Annotated in this window: 16 protein-coding genes and 1 tRNA gene; 9 read left to right on the forward strand and 8 right to left on the reverse strand. The window is 41.4% G+C overall.

Annotated features, from left to right (window positions below; all coding sequences use genetic code 11):
* Positions 1-146: 146 nt before the first annotated feature.
* Complete coding sequence (locus KPY62_RS08645; protein WP_216581638.1) at positions 147-1,562, forward strand: esterase-like activity of phytase family protein; 1,416 nt, start codon at positions 147-149, stop codon at positions 1,560-1,562.
* A 105-nt stretch (positions 1,563-1,667) separates the two neighbouring features.
* On the opposite strand, the gene hemN is transcribed toward KPY62_RS08645, so the two are convergent.
* Positions 1,668-3,221, reverse strand: coding sequence for an oxygen-independent coproporphyrinogen III oxidase (gene hemN, locus KPY62_RS08650; protein ID WP_216581639.1), 1,554 nt, complete (start codon positions 3,219-3,221; stop codon positions 1,668-1,670).
* Positions 3,222-3,596: 375 nt separating this feature from the next.
* Here hemN and KPY62_RS08655 point away from each other — a divergent pair, with 375 nt between their 5' ends.
* On the forward strand, positions 3,597-5,249 hold the full coding sequence (locus tag KPY62_RS08655) for a YifB family Mg chelatase-like AAA ATPase (protein WP_216581640.1): 1,653 nt from the start codon (positions 3,597-3,599) through the stop codon (positions 5,247-5,249).
* 152 nt (positions 5,250-5,401) lie between these two features.
* Here the strand turns inward: KPY62_RS08655 and KPY62_RS08660 are convergent, their stop codons facing one another.
* The 4 genes from KPY62_RS08660 to KPY62_RS08675 form a co-directional block, all read right to left on the reverse strand.
* Positions 5,402-6,049, reverse strand: coding sequence for a DUF2238 domain-containing protein (locus KPY62_RS08660; protein ID WP_416384033.1), 648 nt, complete (start codon positions 6,047-6,049; stop codon positions 5,402-5,404).
* A gap of 195 nt (positions 6,050-6,244) precedes the next feature.
* Positions 6,245-7,957: a formate--tetrahydrofolate ligase gene (locus tag KPY62_RS08665; protein WP_216581641.1), complete on the reverse strand. Its 1,713-nt coding sequence runs from the start codon at positions 7,955-7,957 to the stop codon at positions 6,245-6,247.
* Positions 7,958-8,041: 84 nt separating this feature from the next.
* The gene (locus tag KPY62_RS08670) at positions 8,042-8,719 is read right to left on the reverse strand and encodes a phosphoglycolate phosphatase (RefSeq protein WP_216581642.1); all 678 of its coding nucleotides are present in this window, start codon (positions 8,717-8,719) and stop codon (positions 8,042-8,044) included.
* 178 nt (positions 8,720-8,897) lie between these two features.
* Positions 8,898-9,395 carry a DUF4385 domain-containing protein gene (locus KPY62_RS08675; RefSeq protein ID WP_216581643.1) on the reverse strand — a complete coding sequence of 166 codons (498 nt, stop codon included), beginning with the start codon at positions 9,393-9,395 and terminating at the stop codon, positions 8,898-8,900.
* Positions 9,396-9,590: 195 nt separating this feature from the next.
* Here KPY62_RS08675 and KPY62_RS08680 point away from each other — a divergent pair, with 195 nt between their 5' ends.
* Positions 9,591-9,938: a hypothetical protein gene (locus KPY62_RS08680; RefSeq protein ID WP_216581644.1), complete on the forward strand. Its 348-nt coding sequence runs from the start codon at positions 9,591-9,593 to the stop codon at positions 9,936-9,938.
* 144 nt (positions 9,939-10,082) lie between these two features.
* Here KPY62_RS08680 and KPY62_RS08685 read toward each other — a convergent pair.
* Both KPY62_RS08685 and KPY62_RS08690 read right to left on the reverse strand, forming a co-directional pair.
* A tRNA-Phe gene (locus KPY62_RS08685) sits at positions 10,083-10,158 on the reverse strand.
* A gap of 93 nt (positions 10,159-10,251) precedes the next feature.
* Positions 10,252-10,674, reverse strand: a complete 423-nt coding sequence (locus tag KPY62_RS08690) for an acetyl-CoA sensor PanZ family protein (RefSeq protein WP_216581645.1) — start codon at positions 10,672-10,674, stop codon at positions 10,252-10,254.
* 244 nt (positions 10,675-10,918) lie between these two features.
* Between KPY62_RS08690 and hisB the strand changes: the two genes are divergently transcribed.
* From hisB to KPY62_RS08715, 5 genes are all read left to right on the forward strand, one after another.
* On the forward strand, positions 10,919-11,578 hold the full coding sequence (gene hisB / locus KPY62_RS08695; RefSeq protein ID WP_227677299.1) for an imidazoleglycerol-phosphate dehydratase HisB: 660 nt from the start codon (positions 10,919-10,921) through the stop codon (positions 11,576-11,578).
* Entirely contained in the window at positions 11,579-12,223 is a 645-nt protein-coding gene (gene hisH, locus KPY62_RS08700) for an imidazole glycerol phosphate synthase subunit HisH (RefSeq protein ID WP_216581646.1), read from the forward strand.
* Positions 12,224-12,274: 51 nt separating this feature from the next.
* The gene (locus KPY62_RS08705; protein WP_216581647.1) at positions 12,275-12,421 is read left to right on the forward strand and encodes a hypothetical protein; all 147 of its coding nucleotides are present in this window, start codon (positions 12,275-12,277) and stop codon (positions 12,419-12,421) included.
* A 335-nt stretch (positions 12,422-12,756) separates the two neighbouring features.
* A complete protein-coding gene (locus KPY62_RS08710) occupies positions 12,757-13,134 on the forward strand; it encodes a hypothetical protein (protein ID WP_216581648.1) in 378 nt (125 codons plus the stop codon).
* Between the two features lie 316 nt (positions 13,135-13,450).
* A complete protein-coding gene (locus tag KPY62_RS08715) occupies positions 13,451-14,362 on the forward strand; it encodes a DJ-1/PfpI family protein (protein WP_216581649.1) in 912 nt (303 codons plus the stop codon).
* Between the two features lie 180 nt (positions 14,363-14,542).
* Here the strand turns inward: KPY62_RS08715 and KPY62_RS08720 are convergent, their stop codons facing one another.
* Complete coding sequence (locus tag KPY62_RS08720) at positions 14,543-15,877, reverse strand: valine--pyruvate transaminase (protein ID WP_216581650.1); 1,335 nt, start codon at positions 15,875-15,877, stop codon at positions 14,543-14,545.
* Between the two features lie 274 nt (positions 15,878-16,151).
* Here KPY62_RS08720 and KPY62_RS08725 point away from each other — a divergent pair.
* On the forward strand, positions 16,152-16,942 hold a 791-nt coding region (locus KPY62_RS08725), incomplete at its 3' end, for a sce7726 family protein (protein WP_216581651.1).

Genomic DNA, 16,942 nt, shown 5'->3' on the forward strand with positions numbered 1-16,942 from the left:
TTTTATAAGCTGATGCCTGATAGTTAGTAGCTACCTATTAACATCAGCTAATCTATAACCTTGTTGCTAATAAGGTATGATAACTGTCCGCTTTGTTAATACTATTCTTTATCCATTGAAAATAAAAATATCGAGGAGTTTTTGCCATGGAAAAAACTAATAAAACTAATAAAAATAGTGAAATACTTAGCGTCAATGATTTTTTTCAGGGCACGCCGTTGCCCTACAGTGTATTAAATAATCAATACAGCAATGCTGCTTATCCCGATAAAAAGTTAGAAATTCGTAATGGGGGTTTTGGCTCTGACGCTGTTGCCCATCCTACCAACGCTAATCAATTCTATGTACTCACTGATCGTGGACCTAATGCCGACTTTGAGGGTAGCGCCGGTACTGGTAAGTTGTTTTTATTGCCAGACTATACCCCACGTATTGGATTGTTTGAGCTGCAAGCTGACGGCCAAATCATAAAAATAACAGAGATTTTGCTCAAAGATACTAATGGTAATCTTATCAGTGGTTTACCCAATCCAAAGTCACTTGGCGGCACTAACGAAATTCCTTACGATGTCAAAGGTCAGCTGATGGTTGTCAATCCTGAGCTACCATTTGATGAGCTTAGCAACCCTATTAGAACTGACATCAACGGCTTAGATCCCGAAGGACTAGCGGCTTTAACCGATGGCAGTTTTTGGGTTAGTGATGAGTATGGCCCGAATCTATTGCATTATAGTGCTGAGGGAGTAGAGCTTGCCCGTATCAATCCTTTCGCTAATGATAAACGTAATAATGTGCTAATCGATGGTAAACCCTTATTACTACCGTCTGAACTTAGCAATCGCCGTGCTAATCGTGGCATGGAGAGTTTAACCATCACCCCAGATCAAACAACTTTAGTCGGTGTTATGGAGTCAGCGCTGGATAATCCTGATAAAGTAGGTGGCGATTCAGACTTGACTCGTATCCTAACTATTAACTTAGTTACGGGCCAGATTGCCCAGTATTTATATCGCCTAAATACTGCTAAGCACGTTAACTCTGGCATTGTAGCCTTAAGTAGTACTGAGTTTTATGTGATTGAACATGATCGTAAGATGCCATTACAAACAGCCAAAGCGCAAAAGTATATTTATAAAATAGACCTCTCGCCAGCGACTGACATAGAAAGCATTACCAGCGCTGTGACTAGTAATAAATACAGCGTTAATCAAGATCAAAACTTAGGGTTAATGATTAATAATCAAAGCTTAGAGCATTTCTTAGCCTTCGATGATAACAACTGGCAAGTTCTTGCAGATATGGATATTAATCCCGTTAGCAAAATTATGGTAGTTGATGTGATCGCCGCTGTAGACTATCCACACGACAAGCTTGAGGGTTTATGGCTGCGTCAGGATGGCTCGCTAGGCTTATTGAACGATGACGACTTCTCTATAACGGATGCCGATACTAGTACTGCCACCCTAGAGAATTTAGCTTCTATCATTGAACAAAAATATCTAGATAAAGACAAGACTATAGAAGATATAAATCGCTTGTACTTAGTAATGCCTAGTCAATAGGGTTAACCAACTAATCAACCAACCAATCTTAGCTTCTTTTGAGTTAATTGTTAGCTAAAAAAACACCTCTAATTAAGAGGTGTTTTTTATTGTTGGTAAGCTGTTTTAAATAACTTTAGAAAAGCGATTTTTATGTTTTTTCTCAAGATATTCATCAAATACCATGGCCACGTTACGAGCTAACAGACGGCCTTTAGGCCTAATACGAATACCAGCAGCATCCATATCTACTAGCTTGTCTGCTTGCATCTCGCCTAACTGTTGAATCTCATCGATAAAGTAAGTAATGGCATCGATACCGAACTTCTGATTGACGTCTCTAAAGTCGATATAGTCATGACAGAGTAGATTCATAATCACATATTCGCGCAGACGATCTTTGACTGAGGTTTTGATATATTTAACTGCTGGCAAGACGTTAGGGTTTTCATTAACCGCCCTCTCAATAGTGTCTTGATAAACCTGTAAATCAGTATGGTTCTGTAAGATATAACGGCTATTGGCATTAGTAATCTGGCTGATTGCCGACACCCCAAAGCCTAATAAGTCACAGTCACCCATGATAGTGTAGCCTTGGAAGTTACGATGCAGTTTACCTTCGCGCTGGGCTACTGCTAACTCGTCGTCAGGCTTAGCAAAGTGATCAATACCAATAAACTGATAACCGGCACCAGTTAGAGTATCGATAGTATTACCAAGCATATCGATTTTAGCGCTTGCACTTGGTAAGTCTTCATCCTTGATCTGTCGCTGCGCTTTAAAGCGTTCGGGCAGATGAGCATAGTTAAATACCGATAGGCGATCTGGTGACATCTCAATAATACGTTGTACCGTTTTGTCTAATGTCGCTGGCGTCTGATGCGGTAAACCGTAAATTAAATCAATGTTAATAGAATGAAAACCTAATACTCGTGCTTCGGCTAAGATATTAGCAATCATCTCTGCTGAATGAACTCGATTCACTGCAATCTGCACCGCTTCATCTAAATCTTGTACGCCGAGACTAATACGGTTGAAACCAAGACCTCGCAAGGTTTGTAAGGTCTGCTCACCAAGCTCTCGTGGATCTATCTCAATTGAATAATCACCTTCGCTTTCAGGTAAAAATTCAAACTGAGTCTGCAAAAATTGCCACAGCTGTACTAGCTCTTCATCACCTAAAAAAGTCGGAGTCCCACCGCCTAAATGTAGCTGCTTAACTAAGGGTTTGTCACCGTTCTTGGGGTTGGCCAACAAGCGACGTTTATGTTTTATCTCGCTTATAAGGTATTGTAAATAATCCCCTGAGTCGCTGTTCTTTTTGCTAATGATTTTATTACAAGCGCAGTAATAGCAAAGATGACGACAAAAAGGAATATGAAAATATAGCGATAGCGGCGCACGTGCTTCACGATTTTCTAGGATCTGTGCTTCGATTCCATCTGGTATCGGCGCAAACTCTAGCGCGGTCGGATAAGAAGTATAACGAGGACCCGAACGGTTGTACTTATTCACTAAAGCTTCATCAAAGGCTGGTAGCTGTTTATTACCACTAGTGCCCCGCAAACTGGCATAGGGGTTGTTTACTTCTACTAGAGGACGTGCAGTAGTAGGTTGCTCATTGGCGTGATTGTAGGGCTGCTCTGGGGCATTATTAGAGATTGAATTAGAGTCTGACATGCGATCTTCCTTACGTTAGTGCTATTTAGGTCTACTATCTTTTTAAGGTTATCGCTTACGATAATAAGTGAGGTGTAGTATAACAAATCCTTGTCGGCAATAGGGTGGTCAGTAAGTGCACATCGACAAGATAAATCAGCTATAAACCAATATCAATTATAAAAAATCTTCTCCAATATGCCCTATATATGCCTATTTATAAGACACACTACATAGAGGTCGTCCTAAAATAACTCTTTATAAAGTCACTTATAAACGTTGACTCCCTATTTAACACTACAAGATCGTATAGCCTATTTTTATCAAAATACACAACATTTGCGCACTACTGCCTAATACTCTATTATCAAAAGGTCTCCTTATCAGGAAAGCCTAATGTCGTTTGCCCAAGTTTATACTCGTTCAGTGGTAGGTTTGCATGCGCCAGCTGTGATTATCGAAGTGCATTTATCACAAGGATTACCAGCGTTGACTATCGTTGGTCTGCCCGAAGCAGCAGTGCGTGAAAGTAAAGATCGGGTACGCTCGGCTATTTTGAACTCAGGCTTTGAGTTTCCTAATCGGCGGTTGACTATTAATTTAGCACCGGCAGATTTGCCTAAAGACGGCGCGCGACTTGATTTGCCTATTGCTATTGGTATCTTAGCTGCCAGCGATCAGCTCGATCCAGAAGTATTATCGGAGTTTGAGTTCATTGGTGAGCTGGCTCTAAATGGTGAGCTTCGACAAGTCACAGGCAGCTTGGCAGTAGCCCGAGCTATGAAAGCAGAAGACCTAGTGCAAAAAAAACAGCAACGGCAAAACACAAATACATTGCTCAATAAAGACACACTGCCAAAGAAACAACTATCAGAAAAACCACCATCAAGTACAGCTTCACTAAATAAACTAACCGAAGAGCCGCTAACTGAGCCACAGCAGTCGCGACAGTTGATAGTACCTAAAGCTAATGGGGCAGAAGCCAGTCGGGTAGAAGGCATCGAGGTATTAGCGGCTCAGAACCTAAAGGCAGTCTGCGATCACCTGCAAGCCTTAGCTTATCCAAGCGAGCAGATTAAGCAGTTGCAGGTTGTAGCGCCAACTCCTGCACAGCAGCACGCTGGTTATAAAGTAGATTTGGCAGATGTCAAAGGCCAGCATCATGCACGGCGAGCATTAGAGATTGCAGCAGCAGGGGGTCATTCCTTATTGTTCACTGGGCCGCCGGGTTCTGGTAAGACGTTAATGGCTTCAAGACTACCCACGATATTGCCAGATTTAAGCGCTGAGGATGCACTAGAAGTCGCTAGTACCTACTCAGTAGCCGATAGCGACTACGATTATGGCACTAGACCATTCAGACAAGTTCATCACACTATATCGGCGGTGGCGCTAGTCGGTGGCGGCTCACGGCCTAAACCGGGCGAGATTACGCTGGCGAATAAGGGCGTGCTATTTTTAGATGAATTGCCTGAGTTCGAACGTGCGGTATTAGAAGTGCTACGTCAACCGTTAGAAGCTAAGCAAATTACTATTAGTCGTGCCAACTCGCAAATGACTTTTCCAGCGAACTTTCAGTTAGTAGCTGCCATGAACCCTTGTCCTTGTGGTTATGATGGCGATGCTTCAGGACGTTGTCGCTGTCGTCCTGAGCAGATTAAGCGCTATCAAGATAAACTATCAGGGCCACTGCTCGATAGAATTGATCTACATATTACCGTGCCAGCGCTACCGATTGCTGATTTGCAAAACGCACAAGCTGGCGAGAGTTCTGAGCAAGTAAGATTACGAGTAGCCGCTGCTCACCAGCGCCAATTGCAAAGGCAACAAAAGGTTAATAACCAGCTTAGCCCTAGCGAGATTGATGACTATGTGCCGTTAGGAGAGGGCGAACAGCAGTTATTACAGTTAGCACAGCAGCGCCTTAATTTGTCAGCACGTGGCTACCATAGAGTCCTGCGAGTAGCGCGTACTATTGCGGACTTAGCAGATAGCGAGGGTGTTACCAGCGTTCATATTTCTGAGGCTCTGAGCTATCGCAGTAAATAGCTGATTAAGTAAAGCCGTATTTATAGCTGATCCTAAATAAAAATAGTACAGCTCTTACAGCGTGCTATTGGTATAAATTTTCCTTGCGTGCTGCGCTCCCAGAGGCTGCACAAAATTCATCCCAGTAACACTTTATTTGTTAACCTAGTATTTTATAGGAGAGCTACTATATAAGACGAGTTTTGCATACTTGAATCCTGCCATTTTCGACAAGCCACTAAAAACACTATCGAACCAATTAAGGCTAACAGCATATCCGATTGAGTATCCCAAACATAACCTTGAGTACCTAAGAAAGCTTCTGCATCTTTACCTACGGCTAACGCTGCCCACCATTCTACTAGCTCATAAAAAGCACTGAATGCTAAGCAAAAACACAATACAAAAGTCACTAACCAGCGCTCATTTTTTACGACTTGCAAGCGCAGTAGTATTTCTCTAGCAATACAAGCGGGGACAAAACCTTGGATGAAATGGCCGAGCTTGTCATAGTGATTACGCTGCCAACCAAACCATTGAGCAAAAGTATCGAACAATGGTACTTGTGCATAAGTGTAATGACCGCCTATCATTAATACGATGCAATGCAGCAGGATCAAAACATAAGTTAATCTTGATAAAGGGAACTTCTGATAAGTCACTGCTAATACCATTAAGCCAAGTAAAGCAGGAAAGACTTCTAAAAACCAAGTGAAATAGTCTTTAGGATCAATAGCTGACCAAATCAGCACCACAAAAAATATCAGTAGCCATAGTAATTTAAGCGAGTAAGTCGGCAGGCTGCTTTTGTTATCTATCAAAATTTAACTACCCTTTATTAAGCTAGATTTTTTAGAGCTGATTATGGCTTTATTAAAATAAAATATCAGCCTTGCCCACCGCCCTTTGTTAGCCAACCTAGCTGTTTTAAAAAGCAGCGCTAAAAACCGAAGGGCTATTCGCTCTAGTACTGACTGTATTACGCTAGGATGGATAACAATTATTTTTATCCTAATTTAAAACAAGCCAGTAATATTGCCAGCATCATCGATGTCTATAAGCTCAGCAGAAGGACGCTTAGGCAAGCCCGGCATTTTCATAATAGCGCCACAAATGACTATAATAAAACCAGCCCCAGTGGAGATGCTGATATCACGTACTTGGACATCAAAGCCAGTAGGTCGGCCAAGTAGCTTAGCATTGTCACTGAGTGAATATTGAGTTTTAGCAATACAGATAGGCAGACCCGCTAAGTTAAGCGCTTCTAAGCGTTTTATTTTAGACTGAGCAAGATTGCTAATAGCTATATCTTTAGCACCATAAACCCGCTGAGCAACTGTGCGAATTTTATCCTCAATACTGCTGTCATTATCATAAGCAAAGCGAAACTGGCTGGGCAGATCAGCTTGGCTATCGAGTAGTCGTAACAATGCCTGCGCCAAGGATTCACCACCAGCACCGCCTTTTTCCCATACTTGGGTTAAAGCCACCTCAATGCCTCTGTTTTGGCAGGCTTGTCGTATCAACGCCACCTCAGCTGCGCTATCACTAGAGAATTCATTAATAGCCACTACTACTGGCATACCATAGACGTTTTGCATATTGTCGATGTGCTTAAATAAATTTGGTAGACCCCGCTCAAGGGCTGGCAAGTTTTCAGTCATCAGCTCATCTTTAGCAACGCCGCCATTGTACTTTAGCGCTCGAATAGTAGCGACTAGCACTACTGCATCGGGAGTTAGCCCTGATAACCGGCATTTTATATCAAAGAACTTTTGCGCGCCAAGGTCGCTGCCAAATCCAGCTTCAGTCAGAGTATAGTCGGCCAAATGGGTAGCGACACGAGTGGCAATCACTGAGTTACAACCATGAGCTATATTGGCAAAGGGGCCACCGTGGACGATAGCCGGTGTGCCCTCAATAGTCTGTACTAGATTCGGTTGCAAGGCATCTTTTAGCAACGCTGCCATAGCACCATGGGCTTTGAGGTCTCTGGCGTAAACAGGCTGTTTGTCTTGGTTGTAAGCGACTAATATATTGCCTAAACGCTGTTTTAAATCGGCCAAATCAGTAGCTAAGCAGAAGATAGCCATTACCTCAGAGGCAACAGTAATATCAAAGCCATCTTCACGCATCACCCCATCAGACGTTTTACCTATACCGCTGATAGTGTTGCGTAGCTGCCGATCATTCATATCTACTGCCCGTCGCCATAGTACTTGCTTGGGGTCGATACCCAGCTCATTACCTTGGTAAATATGATTGTCTAGCAACGCTGCGAGTAAGTTGTTTGCTGCACCTATGGCATGAAAGTCGCCAGTAAAATGCAGGTTAATATCTTCCATCGGCAGTACTTGCGAGTAGCCACCGCCAGCAGCACCGCCTTTGCTGCCAAACACTGGGCCTAAGGAAGGCTCACGCAAAGCTACTATAGTAATCTGGTCAGATTGTTGCTGCTTATGCAGACGATTCAAGGCATCGGCCAAGCCAATAGTAACCGTAGTTTTACCTTCGCCAGCAGGAGTAGGGTTGATAGCCGTGACTAAGATTAGTTTGCTATGTTTAGTCTTTGCCGGTTTAGCAAACACATCATTAGGGTTTATTTTGGCTTTATAGTGTCCATAAGGTTCTATATTGTTAGTAGCTAAGCCAATTTTGGCAGCGATGCTATTGATCGATTGCAAGGTGGCGCTTTGGGCGATAGTAATATCGCTAGGAACAGTGGACATAGGGACCATCTCTTTAAGTTTTTGCCAACATTTAGCCTATTTAACATTTAGCCTATTCAACTAATAAGTTATTTTGCTAAGCGCTTATTTCGCCAACAGATAGGCAAGTAAGTCAGCAAAACTATCAAAAACTTGCGTAGGGTTGCTATCACCGATATGGTTGCCATAATTATAGCCGTAAGATAAGCCTAAGGTCTCGATGCCTGCACTCTGGCCTGCTAAGATATCGTTAACAGAGTCACCAATCATAAAGGCTTGTGCTGGCTGAAAGTTAAGAGTTTCGCAAACGTGCAATAGGGGCGCAGGATCGGGTTTTTTCACCGGTAAGCTATCACCGCCTAATACTACGTCAAACAACGGTGTCCATCCTAAGCTCTCTAAGATTTTAGGCACAAAGCGTATCGGCTTATTAGTTACTAAAGCTAAAGTAAACCCAGCTGATTTTAATTGCTGCAACCCTTTATCAACATCAGGATAAGCAAGCGTTTTGCTTTGGCTAATCTTACTGTAAGCATCAAAGAATAGTTGTTCAGCGTGATCGGCTTGCTCTGTTGTTAATTCCCCTGCCAATACTTCTGTTTTACCAACCAAAGCGCGCTCGACCAATAGTCTTGAACCATTACCTACCCATTGCTTTATAGTCTCCAGAGAGTAAGTCGCTTTACCCAGCTGGCTAAGCATACTATTAGTAGCGTCAGCCAAATCTGGCACGCTATCAATTAAAGTGCCATCAAAATCAAAAATTAAAAGTTGCTTAGTCATTATTTATTCTCATTATTGTTAGTTAGTTAGTTAGTTAGTTAGTTAGTTAGTTAGTTAGTTAGTTAGCGATAGAGAATTAAGGCGTTTTAGCTAGAGATAGTGGCTTGTCTACCTACCTTAGCATAACGTAGGATGGAAGCTGGTTTTTGCATCGTTATTATTAAGGATATTAAGGTTATTAAGCTTCTTTATAGCGTTTATGGTGTTCAGCTTTTTGCTTGAGATAATCTTCATTGTCTCGGCATTTATCCCAAGTCAGCTTAAAGATACGTGCGGACTCTGCTTTTATCGGATCTTCCTGCTGGCGGGGCAACTCTTCACGGCCATGAGCGCCACTTTGACCTTTTTTGTCATCGGGTACCGGCCCCTTATACTTTTTGCCGCCTTTATGATTGGCGTAGCGACGAGCACGGGTATAACCCATTTGAATAAACTTACGCGCCATATCAGCGCCAACGAAATCATCAGCCGCCAGATAATCTAAAAACATCTGATAAATAGTCTCACTGCTCTTAGTAGCAATATCAGGAGTGGCGAAGCGCCAGTGCGGTAGTATCTCAGATTTATAAGGTTCTACTAGCAATACCCCTTGCTCCCCACGACCCACTCGGTAGAGTTCGGGTTGCGTACGTAAATCTAGGGTCTTATAATCCAAATCATAATCAAATTCTTGCATAGCGGTTAGCCCCTCTCTGTTACTATCAGTCACTGTTTATAAATTTTAGTATACTCAGCGAACTGATATAAAAAATAGCACAGAAATGTTATCCAAGCGTGACAGTAAAAGGTTAAGATACTCTTAAACAGAGCTATACAAAAATCGTAAGCGTTATAAAATCAATTTCAGACCAATAAAACAGGACAAGTCATCATGGATAGAGTCACTACCGACAGCATTGGGTCATCTTGGTGGTCTAAGAGTACAATACTGATATTATCAGCGCTGTTATTGATGGTTATGAGTATTAATAGTGCTCATAGCGCTTGGTTCCAGCGTTTACTGCCAAAAGATGATGGTTATACTGTCAAAAATGTCGATGGTGATGAAGTTTTTGTGATTAATAACTTTATCTATGATGCGCGCCAGACTTGTAATTTAACTGTAGGGGATAAGGTAATATTTGCTGATAGTGAGTACGGTGTTGATTATCGCGCTACTATTTATAATTTAAATTCGGCAACGTATTGCGAGCTGTTGTTAAGAGACCCAGTCTCATAGAGCCGGTATTAGCATTATAAACCTAAGTCTATTGCAGTATTAATAGGCTTAGTTACAAACCTACAAACATAAAAAAGCCCCAAACAGTGCTGTTTAGGGCCTTTTATTTAACTACTAATCTACTACTAAATTCTATTAACGAAATGGTGGCTCGAGGCAGGTTCGAACTGCCGACACACGGATTTTCAATCCGTTGCTCTACCGACTGAGCTATCGAGCCGTCTTCGTTGAGGACGCTATTAAACTAAATATCGACTCTGCTGTCAAGTGATTTTTGCATTTTTATTTAAAATAATTTAATTTAGCATAAAAACTAGCTTTTAACGGTCAATAACTGATATTCGCTCATGATGCGATGAATATCAGCATCGACAGGAACGAATTGACGTACGCCTTTTTTGACCTCAGCATCGTAGACCATTTTGATAAACTTGGCATCAATAGCTCGATTACGGTTTTCGGTATGTACCGTCAAGTATTGTAGACGCTTAGTATCAGTTTGCCCATCATCGAAGCAAGCGACAGCGGCAATAGGTTTGTCATTGAACATGCCAACATATAGACATTGTCCACGCTTAAAACCTTGCTCAATAATGGCCAATACTTCGATACCATCTGGCTGATTATCATCAGTATCGTACAAGGCCTGCAAGCGCTCAGCCAATTCATTGTCGCGAGTTGTTTTGCTCATTAGCGGAGCATCTAGTCTATTAATGGCGATTGCTTCTAATGGCATAACCGTATCCTATAGTGTGTTAGCGCTGATTATCAAAATGTTAGTAATGATTGATAATATTAAACACACTATTTTAACAGAATAGCGCAAATATGTACGCCCTTTCATCTCCTGCCATAGCCCTAGTTGCTGCACTTTGCTATGATAAGGCTATCATCCAATTATCCATATAAGAATATCCTTAAAGGGCTATCCTTATACCAACATCCTCATATCTATAAATCCTTTTTTACAGAGAGTAGCCATGACTGCCAATTCTACTGCACAACCTGAAAGCCAAAACTTGCCTGCAAACTTAAACTTACATGGTCGCCCAGCACGTATCGCCACTGTAGAGCGCATTACGGCTGAGACCCAAGTCACTTGTACCGTCAACCTTGATGGTACTGGCCAAGGCACTGTTGACACTGGCGTACCGTTTTTGGACCATATGATCGATCAAATCAAGCGTCACGGTTTATTTGACTTAGATATCAAATGTAATGGCGACACTTTTATCGACGATCACCATAGTGTCGAAGATACTGGGATTACCCTTGGCCAAGCCTTCAATAAAGCGCTTGGCGATAAAAAGGGCATTCGTCGTTACGGACATTTTTATGCGCCACTAGACGAAGCTTTGACCCGTGCGGTCGTTGATTTATCAGGTCGCCCTGGTCTGCACATGGATATTCCGTTTACTCGCTCGCATGTTGGTCGTTTTGACGTCGATTTATTCAGTGAATTCTTCTATGGTTTCGTCAATCATTCATGGATGACTGTGCATTTAGACAATCTAAAAGGTAAGAACAGCCATCACCAGATTGAGTCTACCTTTAAAGCCTTTGCTCGTGCCCTACGTATGGCCTGTGAATATGATGAGCGTGCGCTAAATACGCTGCCATCGACTAAAGAGGCGTTCTAAATGAGTAAGGCGACCAAAATTGCACTGTTAGATTATGGCATGGGCAATTTGCACTCAGCTAGCAAAGCCTTATCAGCGGTCGGCGCAGAAGTGTCGATCACTAATGATCCCAAAGTTGTCGCTGCTGCTGATAAAATCTTCTTTCCAGGGGTCGGTGCTATGCGCGCTTGTATTGCTGGTATGCAAGAGAACGGCATTGACGAAGTGATACGCCACGCGGTGTTTAATAAGCCGGTGATGGCGATCTGTGTGGGCATGCAAGCGTTGTTTGAAGAGTCGGCTGAGAATGATGGCACGCCTTGCTTAAATGTCTTAGATGGCAAAGTCAAAGCCTTTGATCCGACGTGGACCGATGAAAACCACCAGCTTATAAAAGTTCCACACATGGGCTGGAATACTATTACTGGTATGGATTTGGCTCATCCGTTATGGCGAGGGATCAAGGATCAGTCGCACTTTTATTTTGTGCATAGCTATTACTGTGAGCCAGCAGATAGCAGCCAAGTTGCTGCTGTTTGTGACTATGGCCAGCCGTTCTGCGCCAGCACCTTACAAGACAATCTATTCGCCACCCAGTTTCATCCAGAAAAGAGCCATAGCGCCGGCTTACAGTTATTGAAGAACTTTGTAGAGTGGGATGTGTAGCTAATCCCGCCTTCTGCTTGTATCTGCCTAGCCGCTGCCGTGCGGACTAAAGTGTCTGCTAGCGTTCGCTCTAGCCGAGCGACCACTCCCAGCCACAGTCCACAGCGCCAGCGTCAGCAGCAGGATACCTCGACAGTCGGGGCTAAACCGCACTGCGAGACCATGCTTGAGCGCTTTAATGACTTAGACGTTACTTAGAAATGACTTAGAAATGACTTAGAAATGACTTAGAAATAACTTACAGCTAATGATCGAAGCTTTGCTAATGGAGTTAAATTTTCTTTTACAAAGTGACGATGAATTTATAGCTGAAATTTTATAGTCGAGACTGTACAACACAAGGCTTTAGAAGCAAGACAGGTAAAACGGTTAGCTTTTGGATTGTGACTTGATTGTGTTTGCTTATATTATATTTGGTTAGAGGGCGGTTTTTTAAACTATAATGTGCAGCCGTTAAGTTTAACCATAAGATGGGTTTGCGTCAGCGCAACTCATCTTTTTTATTGATTATAGCTACAATTTGAGAGAAATAAGTGGATTTTCAAACCTTCAAAATGGGTGTAATAGCAGCTACTGGCCTAGATAAAGATGCTCTACATATGTATGTGGGCATTAGTGTTTATCTGCTGTGTTTAGTATTGCTGCGTCCGATCTTCAAAAAGCAGGGCATAAGATCCTTTATCGCTTTAATTATTGTGACTAGCGTCGCTTTGCTAGGCGAATATCTAGATAACCGCCATATTATTGTGCCAAAAGGTATTTTTGCCTTAGGTAGCGAGGATATAAAAGCCAGCATTCATGACCTTATAAATACTTGCTTACTGTCTTATCTACTCTATGCCTTGACGATGTGGACCAAAATATTTCAGCCTACCAATGCAGCAACTAGAATGCTAAAACAACGCTCGTAGTTTAAGGTAGTCTGCCTATATAGCTTAGTTTTCTAATCTGCTATCCTGCTGCTAATTATCACTTTTTGGCGGCTAGGCTATTAGCTCAGCTCAGCTCAGCTCAACTCATAGCCAAAAAGCTAAATACCCAAAAGCCAACTAGTTGTGCAGTCGAGCATCCTAAACGTTACAAAGCTTACGAAATATAAAAATTCTCATCTATTTAGTACTTCCTTAGTTTGTTATTTTGAATGCAGATTATAGCTGAATGGTTCTATGCATGATTTCTACCATTCTCGATTAGTAATTCAATATAAATAATAAAATAGGAAAACTTATGAATATTCAACAACTACTAGATAAAGCCAAAGACACTTTAGGTTTAGAGCCGCAAGAGACTGCAGCGGGAATTTATATCCCTTCTACATCGTCACTTAAATTGGCGGCGCCTAATAAGACCAACTACGATAACACTGAGTATGATACGCCTTATACTGGCAATAAAAAAATTCTAATGGTCTGTACTGAGCAGCAATACATGACGATGGAGAATGGCAACAAGTTTGACACAGGCAATCATCCTGTAGAGATGATGGTGCCTTTGCTGCATTTTAAAAAAGCCGGATTTGAGGTAGATGTCTTTACCCCAACAGGCGATCCTGTCAAAGTTGAGCAGTGGGCGATGCCAGAGGATGATGAGGACGTCAAAGCTATCTATAACGAATATAAGTCTAAGCTTGAGAATCCCAATAGTATCGCAGGCTTTGTGGCAAATGATATGGCTGATAGCGACGACTATGCAGCGATCTTTATTCCAGGTGGTCATGGCGCGATGCTGGGCTTACCTGAAGATAAAAACCTTGGTGAACTATTGCGCTGGGCGGTAGATAAGGAGCTATTTACTCTAGCGATTTGTCACGGACCAGCGGCTTTATTGGCTGCCAATTTAGCCAGTGCTGATAGTTCAGAGCCAAAGGATAAGTCTGATAGTGACTTTATCTTTAAAGGCTATGAGATAGTAGCGTTCCCTACGGGTATGGATAAGCAAATGCCGAAGATTGGTTATTTGCCTGGCACTATGCCTTGGTATTTCGGCGAAAAGTTAGAGAGTTTAGGCGTTACTATCAGTAATAAGCTGACGACAGGACAGACGCATCAGGATAGAAAATTAATCTCAGGTGATGGGCCATTAGCTGCCAATGATTTTGGCAAGCTTAGTGCTAAGGCGTTACTAGAGGCACTGAACTAAAAGTGTATATAAGTTATTCTAAAATAAAACATAAAAGCTTATGGCATAAAAAACGGACTATTTAATAGTCCGTTTTTTGTTTTAACATAAAAGGCTTAGATGATTCAATATTTTAATGATTAAAGTTTTTTAAGGCTAAAAGTTTTTTAAATTCGCTATTTAGCATTTAGCATTTAGCATTTAGCCTTTAGTATTGTCATACAGCTCACGTACCACCTCGCCAATCACTTTAATACCTTCAATCAGCGTTTGCTCATCAGCAGCGATACTCATGCGGATACACTCATGCGCATGCTTATAGTCGTTAACATCGACCCCAGGGAAGAAGTATTTACTAGGGACAATCAGCGTGCCTTTTTGTTTTAGACGCTCATACAACTCAACGGTATCAATCGGCAAATCTTTAAACCATAGCCATAAGAAGATAGCGCCTTCAGGCTTATGAATGACTAGCGGATAATCTCCCAAGGCTTCTTTTAACAGGCGTACGGCTAACTTGGCTTGCTGCTGATAAAATGGCTTAATCTCATTATCAGACAATTGCTTGATGCGATCGTTTTTAACCAATGGTGTAGCAATGGCCGCGCCAAAGCGAGTAGGGGCTAAATTGACTACCGCATTCATCGAGCTTACCGCTGCGATCACTTCTGGCGCGGCAACGATAATACCCGTACGCACGCCCGGCAAGCCGATTTTAGACAAGCTAAAGCATAGAATAGTATTGTCATCCCAGTTTAAATGGGCGTCAGAATAAATGATGTTAGGAAAGGGCATACCATAGGCATTATCGATGATTAAAGGAATATCATAGCGTTTAGCAATATCACTTAAGCGACTCATTTCTTCATCGGTTAATACATTACCAGTCGGATTCGTTGGACGTGAACAGCAAATCGCCCCGATACGACCTTCGACTAGCGCTGGCAAGTTCTCTAACGCTTCAAAGTCGACGCGATACTTAAAAAAGCCTTCTTCACCATCATGAGTGACTTCGTCGATATGCGGTAATACAGCAGCAAAGTGCTGACCATCAACATGAACATCACTATAGCCGATATATTCTGGCGCTAAAGGTAGCAGGATAGATTTGTCTACGGATTGGTTTTGCGCATCTGTAAATGCTCCACCAAATAGATTGAATAAATAGAAAAAGGCATTTTGCGAGCCGTTGGTTAAGGCAATGTTATCAGCGCTCAAATTCCAATCGTAATGACGATTAAAGAAGCCGACTAAGGCGTCGATAAAGGCGGCATCGCCTTGTGGGTTAGAGTAGTTACCCATGCTATTAAGGGCGGTAGTACTGGTTGCTGTTCCTGTGGCATTAACGCTGCCATCGTTACCAAGGGTTTGGTAAGTCTGCAAAAATAATTCATCAACGGCTTTGATTCGAGCGGGATTACCGCCACCCAGCATATTGATAGGCTGATCACTTTTTAGCGCATCGCCTAAGTCATCCATTAATTGTGAAATGCCAGTAGGCTGAGTGAATTTCTGACCAAATTTTGAGAATTTCATAACGTTACCGTGAAGTTATTTGTTTGATAAAGTGGCGCTATTATAGCAAATGGCGGATACGAAATGAGCGAACTGTATTGTCTATTTCTCTGTTGATGCAATCTTTAATAACATAAAACAGCTATTCCTATCTTATTTAAATGACTATATGTATACAATCAAAGCTTTACTAACATGGGTGCGATACCGTACAGTAACAGTGGGCTCCCTACCTTCAAACAAGCAGTTTTAATAACGCTATATTTTTTAATAATCAGAGGTTCGACAACGTAAGATGTCAACAAATATAAACCAACTTAGAGATTTTTCGACTTTTTTTACTAGAAGTGAGGTACTTCGTCTACTAAAAAGTGATTTTAAATCAGTAAATACTAAATTACAACGCTATGATCTAATTGAGAAAAAACGTGGTTGTAGTTATTTAGAAGTACTAAAAGAAGCGTACAAGAATATTCAAAATAGCTATCAGAATGAATATGTTTTAAAGAACGAGTTTTTAAATAAGTGTCTAGTTGAAAAGGTTCTGAATAAAGATTCGATAGTTTTTAATGAACTAAGACTTGGCAATTCAATTGCTGATCTAGCTATTTTTAATGGCGTTTCGAAGGCTTTTGAGATAAAAACTATACTCGATAAAGAATGTAGGTTGTCAAGTCAGATAGAGACTTATAAAAAGATATTTAATGAGACATACATATTAGTACCAGAACAGCAGGTTGATAAATATTTAAAATTTGATAATGAAGTAGCAGTATTTTCCTATGATTCTAATCTCAATAAATTTGAATTAGTTAGGGAAGCTACTAGAAACGAAGTGATTGATATAGATGTTCTAATGAATGTACTACATTCAAAGGAATACTTAAATATTGTTCACAATTATTTTGGTATAGTTCCTGAGTTAAATTCTTTTAACCAATTCGATATATGCAAAAAATTAATATCTACTATAGGCTATCTAGAATTAAATAACATTTTTCTTGAAACTATGAAAAGTAGAAAGATTCATAATTCTTTTTTTAATAAATTTAATAGTGAGTTCAATCAAGTGAGTCTCTCTTTGAA

The sequence above is a fragment of the Psychrobacter sp. TAE2020 genome, assembly GCF_018919485.1.
In the GTDB taxonomy this organism is placed as follows: Bacteria; Pseudomonadota; Gammaproteobacteria; order Pseudomonadales; family Moraxellaceae; genus Psychrobacter.

Excerpts from the sequence above, each read along its gene's own strand:
- hisH (WP_216581646.1), top strand. The coding sequence starts at position 11,579 with ATGAGTAAGGCGACCAAAATTGCACTGTTAGATTATGGCATGGGCAAT.
- KPY62_RS08680 (WP_216581644.1), top strand. The coding sequence starts at position 9,591 with ATGGATAGAGTCACTACCGACAGCATTGGGTCATCTTGGTGGTCTAAG.
- KPY62_RS08655 (WP_216581640.1), top strand. The coding sequence starts at position 3,597 with ATGTCGTTTGCCCAAGTTTATACTCGTTCAGTGGTAGGTTTGCATGCG.
- KPY62_RS08665 (WP_216581641.1), bottom strand. The coding sequence starts at position 7,957 with ATGTCCACTGTTCCTAGCGATATTACTATCGCCCAAAGCGCCACCTTG.
- hemN (WP_216581639.1), bottom strand. The coding sequence starts at position 3,221 with ATGTCAGACTCTAATTCAATCTCTAATAATGCCCCAGAGCAGCCCTAC.
- hisB (WP_227677299.1), top strand. The coding sequence starts at position 10,919 with ATGACTGCCAATTCTACTGCACAACCTGAAAGCCAAAACTTGCCTGCA.
- KPY62_RS08670 (WP_216581642.1), bottom strand. The coding sequence starts at position 8,719 with ATGACTAAGCAACTTTTAATTTTTGATTTTGATGGCACTTTAATTGAT.
- KPY62_RS08720 (WP_216581650.1), bottom strand. The coding sequence starts at position 15,877 with ATGAAATTCTCAAAATTTGGTCAGAAATTCACTCAGCCTACTGGCATT.
- KPY62_RS08645 (WP_216581638.1), top strand. The coding sequence starts at position 147 with ATGGAAAAAACTAATAAAACTAATAAAAATAGTGAAATACTTAGCGTC.
- KPY62_RS08675 (WP_216581643.1), bottom strand. The coding sequence starts at position 9,395 with ATGCAAGAATTTGATTATGATTTGGATTATAAGACCCTAGATTTACGT.
- KPY62_RS08690 (WP_216581645.1), bottom strand. The coding sequence starts at position 10,674 with ATGCCATTAGAAGCAATCGCCATTAATAGACTAGATGCTCCGCTAATG.
- KPY62_RS08715 (WP_216581649.1), top strand. The coding sequence starts at position 13,451 with ATGAATATTCAACAACTACTAGATAAAGCCAAAGACACTTTAGGTTTA.